At 63.0% G+C, this 5,918-nt stretch carries 4 protein-coding genes and 1 pseudogene; all 5 read left to right on the forward strand.

Features of this window, described 5'->3' with window-relative positions:
• On the forward strand, positions 1 to 394 hold a 394-nt coding region (locus HP499_RS19790; protein WP_253951709.1), incomplete at its 5' end, for an FGGY-family carbohydrate kinase.
• A 304-nt stretch (positions 395 to 698) separates the two neighbouring features.
• Complete coding sequence (gene leuS / locus HP499_RS19795) at positions 699 to 3,227, forward strand: leucine--tRNA ligase (protein WP_172325855.1); 2,529 nt, start codon at positions 699 to 701, stop codon at positions 3,225 to 3,227.
• Between the two features lie 8 nt (positions 3,228 to 3,235).
• Positions 3,236 to 4,270 (forward strand): DegV family protein, encoded by a 1,035-nt coding sequence (locus HP499_RS19800; RefSeq protein ID WP_172325856.1) that lies wholly within the window; start codon positions 3,236 to 3,238, stop codon positions 4,268 to 4,270.
• Positions 4,271 to 4,339: 69 nt separating this feature from the next.
• Positions 4,340 to 5,164 carry a helix-hairpin-helix domain-containing protein gene (locus HP499_RS19805; RefSeq protein WP_172325857.1) on the forward strand — a complete coding sequence of 275 codons (825 nt, stop codon included), beginning with the start codon at positions 4,340 to 4,342 and terminating at the stop codon, positions 5,162 to 5,164.
• A pseudogene (locus tag HP499_RS19810) lies at positions 5,157 to 5,918 on the forward strand (ComEC/Rec2 family competence protein); the annotation flags it as partial. The gene HP499_RS19805 and the pseudogene HP499_RS19810, both read left to right, overlap by 8 nt.

Here is a 5,918-nt window from a genome sequence, read left to right on the forward strand (position 1 = left end):
CAAGGGACACATTGCCCGTGCGGCGCTGGAAGCAACTGCCTTCCAAACCCGCGAGGTCCTGGACGCTGTCAACGCGGACTCCGGCGTACCCCTTACCGAGTTGAAGGTCGACGGCGGAATGGTCGCCAACGAGGCCCTCATGCAGTTCCAGGCAGACATCCTGGGCGTACCGGTGGTCCGTCCCAAGGTAGTGGAAACCACGGCCCTCGGCGCTGCATACGCGGCCGGTCTCGCCGTCGGGTTCTGGAAGGACCTGGGCGAGCTCAGCGCCAACTGGAACGAAGACAAGCGCTGGGAACCGCAACTTCCGGCAGAGGAGCAGGAGCGGCAGCTGCGCCTCTGGAAGAAGGCCGTGACAAAGTCCATGGATTGGGTCGACGAGGACGTTAAGTAGTTCAAAGAAGGGGCCGATAACTCCCGCCTGCCCGCTTCGCGGTGCCCTCCACAGCATGGCGGGGAGTCATCGGCCCCTTTTTCGACGTTTGGCGATGCGCCGCCAACCATGATTTGCCGGTGAGTGGATGGATAATCGTGCGCTATTATAGATCTATGCGTGCGATCCTTCTGCTTAGCTAGCCGCCCGGCTTTATTTAGCCGTGCGGCCGCCCCTCCATTGTTGAGGGGCTTTTGTGTGTCCGGGACCTTCCGGTCCCATAGCAGGAGTCAAAACCGCCACCGAAGAACAGAAGAGGGCAGCAGTGAGCGTTCAGCCGGAGACAGAGACCGGAACAGCACAGGCAGCCGCAGCTGAAACGCCTGAAGAGGGCGTCTACAGCTTCGCTGCGATGGAAGCCAAATGGCCGCAGGTCTGGGAAGACCTCAAAGTCTTCACGCCGGCGGACGACGGTTCGCGGGAGCGCCGCTACGTGCTGGACATGTTCCCCTACCCTTCCGGCGACCTTCACATGGGCCACGCTGAAGCCTTTGCGATGGGCGATGTGGTTGCCCGCTACTTGCGCCAGAAGGGCTTCGACGTCCTGCATCCCATTGGCTGGGACTCTTTTGGCCTGCCGGCTGAGAATGCTGCCATCAAGCGCAATGCGCACCCCAGTGAGTGGACCTACGCGAACATCGACACCCAGGCGGCGTCGTTCAAGCGGTACGCCATCTCCGCTGACTGGTCCCGCCGCATCCACACCTCGGATCCTGAGTACTATCGGTGGACCCAGTGGCTGTTCAAGCGCTTCTACGAGCGTGGCCTGGCCTACCGCAAAGACTCACCGGTCAACTGGTGCCCCAAGGACCTCACGGTTCTGGCGAACGAGCAGGTTGTCAACGGCGCCTGCGAACGCTGCGGCACGCCTGTCACCAAGAAGTCGTTGAACCAGTGGTACTTCAAGATCACCGACTACGCAGACCGCTTGCTGGAGGACATGGACCAGCTTCAGGGTCACTGGCCTGAGCGCGTTCTGGCCATGCAGCGCAACTGGATCGGCCGCTCCGAAGGCGCCCACGTGCGTTTCGTCATCGAGGCCACCCAAGAGCGGGCCGAGCGCGAAGTGACTGTCTTCACCACCCGTCCGGACACCCTCTACGGTGCTACCTTCTTCGTGGTCGCCGCTGACGCGCATTTGGCCTTGGACCTGGTCACCCCGGAACAGCACGACGAACTCATGGCGTACCGCGAGAAGGTCAAGGCTCTCTCTGAAATTGAGCGTCAGTCCACTGAACGTGAGAAGACCGGCGTCTTTACCGGCCGTTACGCCATCAACCCCCTCAATGGCGAGAAGCTCCCGGTATGGGCCGCTGATTACGTGCTGGCCGACTACGGCACGGGTGCCATCATGGCCGTGCCTGCGCACGACCAGCGTGACCTCGACTTCGCCAAGGCCTTCAACCTGCCCGTCCGGGCAGTGTTGGAAACCGGTGCCGAGGATCCTTCGGAGACTGGTGTAGCCACTGCGGGCGAAGGCACGCTAAAGAATTCCGGTGACCTGGATGGCTTGTCCAAGTCCGAGGCAATTCCGGCCGCGATCCAGATCCTGGAGAAGCTTGGAACGGGCGAGAAATTCGTCAACTTCCGGCTGCGTGACTGGTTGCTGAGCCGCCAGCGTTTCTGGGGTACACCCATCCCCATCATCCACTGCGGCGAATGTGGCGAAGTGCCCGTCCCCGATGACCAACTGCCCGTCAGGTTGCCCGATAACTTGCGTGGTGAAGCGTTGTCTCCGAAGGGAACCTCACCCTTGGCCGCCGCCGTCGAGTGGGTCAACGTTGAGTGCCCCAATTGTGGTCGTGCCGCACAGCGCGATACCGACACCATGGACACGTTCGTGGACTCGTCCTGGTACTTCCTGCGCTTCGTGTCCCCGGAATACACCGAGGGCCCGTTTGATCCCGAAAAGATCAACGACTGGATGCCGGTTGGACAGTACGTAGGCGGCGTGGAGCACGCCATCCTGCACCTGCTCTATGCGCGCTTCTTCACCAAGGTCATCAAGGACATTGGACTGATCGAAGCCAACGAACCGTTCTCGGCGCTGCTCAACCAGGGCCAGGTGCTCAACGGCGGCAAGGCCATGAGCAAGTCCTTGGGCAACGGTGTAGACCTCGGGGAGCAGTTGGACAAGTTCGGCGTCGACGCCGTGCGCCTCACCATGGTCTTTGCCTCCCCACCGGAAGACGACGTCGACTGGGCGGACGTATCGCCGTCGGGCTCTGCCAAGTTCCTGGCCCGGGCCTGGCGGCTGGGCCAGGACGTCAGCAGCGAGCCGGGTTTAGACCCGGCAACTGGTGACCGCGCCCTGCGGACGGTTACCCACAAGACCATCGCCGACGCCGCTGAACTGTTGGACAACAACAAGTTCAACGTTGTGGTGGCCCGTCTGATGGAGTTGGTCAACGCTACCCGCAAGACCATCGACTCGGGCGCAGGTGCAGCAGATCCAGCCGTTCGTGAAGCGGTGGAAGCCGTGGCAGTGATCCTGAGCCTCTTCGCGCCGTACACGGCCGAAGACCTCTGGAACACCCTCGGTCACCCGGCTTCGGTAGCCAATGCAGGCTGGCCCAAGCATGATGACGCGCTGTTGGTTCAGGACACCGTCACCGCTGTGGTTCAGGTCCAGGGCAAGGTTCGCGACCGCTTGGAAGTTTCGCCGAACATCACTGAGGACGAGCTGCGTGAGCTTGCATTGGCCTCGGAGAACGTTCAGCGGGCCATGGACGGCCGCGGCATCCGCACTGTGATCGTGCGGGCACCTAAACTGGTGAACATCGTCCCTGCCTAGCAGGGATAGTGCGGCCGCCGGCACTGTGCCGGCGGCCAGCCATCATCTTTGGAGGTTGCGTGCCTGAGCGAGAACCACCCGCATGGATATGGCTGAAGGAAAGAGTGGCGCGCCTTAGGCAGCCCAGCGCGCCGGTTCCAGTAGCTGACGTGCCGCTGGCCGCCGTCGTAAAGACCGCCGTGGTTACTGACTCCGCAGCTGCCCTGCCGCCGGACTGGGTCTCGGCCTTCACCGCCGACGGACGGCTTGCGGTTGTCCCCATGCCGGTCATGGTCGGCAACGAAATTTACGGTGAGGGCGAAGACGACATCACCCAAACCCTGTCTTTGGCTCTCGCCTCAGGCGCCTCGGTCAAGACGTCACGACCATCACCCGGGCAGTTTGAACAGGCCTACCTCGCAGCCCAGCGGCGTGGCTTCGAATCCGTGGTGTCCATCCATATTTCATCCGAACTTTCCGGCACCGCCGATGCCGCCCGGCTGGCTGCAGCCCGCGTCAGCATTCCCGTGGAGGTGGTGGATTCCCGCACGGTGGGCATGGCGCAGGGCATGGGGGTCCAAAGTGCGGTGGTTGCCGCTGCCGATGGGCAGGAGGCTGCAGAAGTCCGTGGCTTCGCTGAGCGGCGCATGGAGCGCACCAAGGTCTACTTTTACGTGCCCAGCCTTGAACAGTTGCGCCGTGGAGGTCGAATCGGCGCCGCTGCGTCCTTGTTGGGTACAGTCCTGGCCATCAAGCCCATTTTGGCGGTCGACGGCGGCAGGATCGTTCCGCTGGAAAAGGTCCGTTCCGCTGTGCGCGCCGTGGCTCGCTTGGAGGAGATCGTTGCAGCGGATGTTGCTTCCCGACCGGTCGGACAGCAGCGTTTGGCAGTTCACCACTTCGGCAACCAGATGGAGGCTGAAGCCCTGGCCGCCCGGCTGAACGAGAAGTGTCCGGAATGTCCGGCACCCCAAATCAGTGCGCTCCCGGCTGTGCTGGCAGCACATGCAGGTTTAGGCGTTCTTGCGGTCATCGTGGGGGAGAGCAGCACGCCAACGGACTGATTGGTCCTCTTATCCACATAGAGCACTTCGGCCGCGTCATTCCCTCAGGAGGAGCCATAGGCTCAAAAGATGCCACGCCGGAACCGGGATGCCTCCCCAGACGCCGCAGCGCAGGCAGCACGGCAGCGTTTTACCTCCCGTTTGGCCGGAGACACCCGGACACCTCCACTGTTGGAGTTACCGGACAACTATCCCTCCGATCCAGTGGGCGACGAGGGCGAGCCTGGTGAGTTCGTGCACGGGTCCCGGCTTCGATGGAGGGCCCCGTGGCGGGTAGCGATACTCCTGGCCTTGGTAGGGGCAGGCCTCATCGCGTGGCATTTATGGCAGTCTTCCCTGAGCCAGCCAACATCAGAACCGTTGGATCCGTCCACGTCTGTTGGCCCCGTTGTTCCGGATTCGTCAGAATCGCCGCGGCCAGCGGGGTCGGAGGCTCAAGGGAGCCTGCTTGTTCATGTAGCGGGAGCTGTGCAGAAGCCCGGTGTCGTTTCGTTGCCGCTCGGTAGTCGCGTCTTTCAAGCCATTGATGCGGCTGGAGGTGCAGCGCCAAACGCTGAACTCGGCGGGCTGAACCTTGCCGAGGTGCTTGGCGATGGAGCCAAGGTGGTCGTTCCAGTAGCGGGGGAGGCCCCGCAAGCCGCCCCGTCTGCGCCTGCCGGCAGTACTGGCACTGGCAGTTCCAGCGGCGGGGCCGCGAAGGTTAACATCAACACTGCCACCTTGGAGGAGTTGGGGACGTTGCCCAGGGTGGGGCCAGTGACCGCCCAGCGAATTCTGGACTGGCGGAAAGAGCACGGATCGTTCGCATCGGTGGACGAACTGGATGCCATAGACGGGATTGGGCCCAAGCTCATGGAGTCCCTCAAAGACCTTGTGACGGTGCAGGGTGGCTGAGTCCGTCGGAGGTCCTGAAGCAGGAAAACGCACAGACCTGAGGCTCGTGCCTGTGGCGGTGGTGACGTGGTCTGCAGCGCTGGCAGGTGGCTTCGTTGATGGGGTCTGGTCCGCTGTGTTGGCGGTCGCACTGGGCTTGTCTGGCGGGGTGTTCGTGGCTATGGGGCATCGCCAAAGGCCGTCCGGGGTACGGCCCAGAACAATGTTCGCCACCTTCGCCCTCGCTTGTGCCCTGGGGGCCGCTGTTGCGGTTCATTGCGCTGTCATCGCCGGCAACCGTGAGAACGGACCACTGGCCCCGGCGATGGCCGCCGATGAGGGAGTCGTGGTCCACATACTCATCACGGGCAGCCCAGCGCCGGCGCCTGCACCGGGGCATTCCAGTGACGGCAGGTGGACGGTTGATGCGAGCCTGATAGATCTCACGTCCAAGGGAAACGTGGTGCGTGGAACTGCCGACATCGTTGTGACGGGTGGTGCTGCCTGGCAGAATGTGCGGGCGGGGCAGAGCGTCCGAACAACCGGGACGCTGAAGCAGGTGCGGGAGGGACAACCAGAAGCAGCGCTTCTCAGCGCGTCCTCTGCTCCTGTCGTGACGGACTCCGGGTTCGATGTCAGGCAAACTGCGGCCGACGTCAGGAAACGGTTTGTCTCCGCAGCTGACTGGTTGCCTCCAGATGCGGCGGGCTTGCTTCCCGGGATGGTGACAGGCGACACCAGTGCCTTGCCGGAAAGCCTGGAAACGGCCATGAAG

The organism is Paenarthrobacter sp. CM16 (assembly GCF_013179505.1).
Classification (GTDB): Bacteria; Actinomycetota; Actinomycetes; order Actinomycetales; family Micrococcaceae; genus Arthrobacter.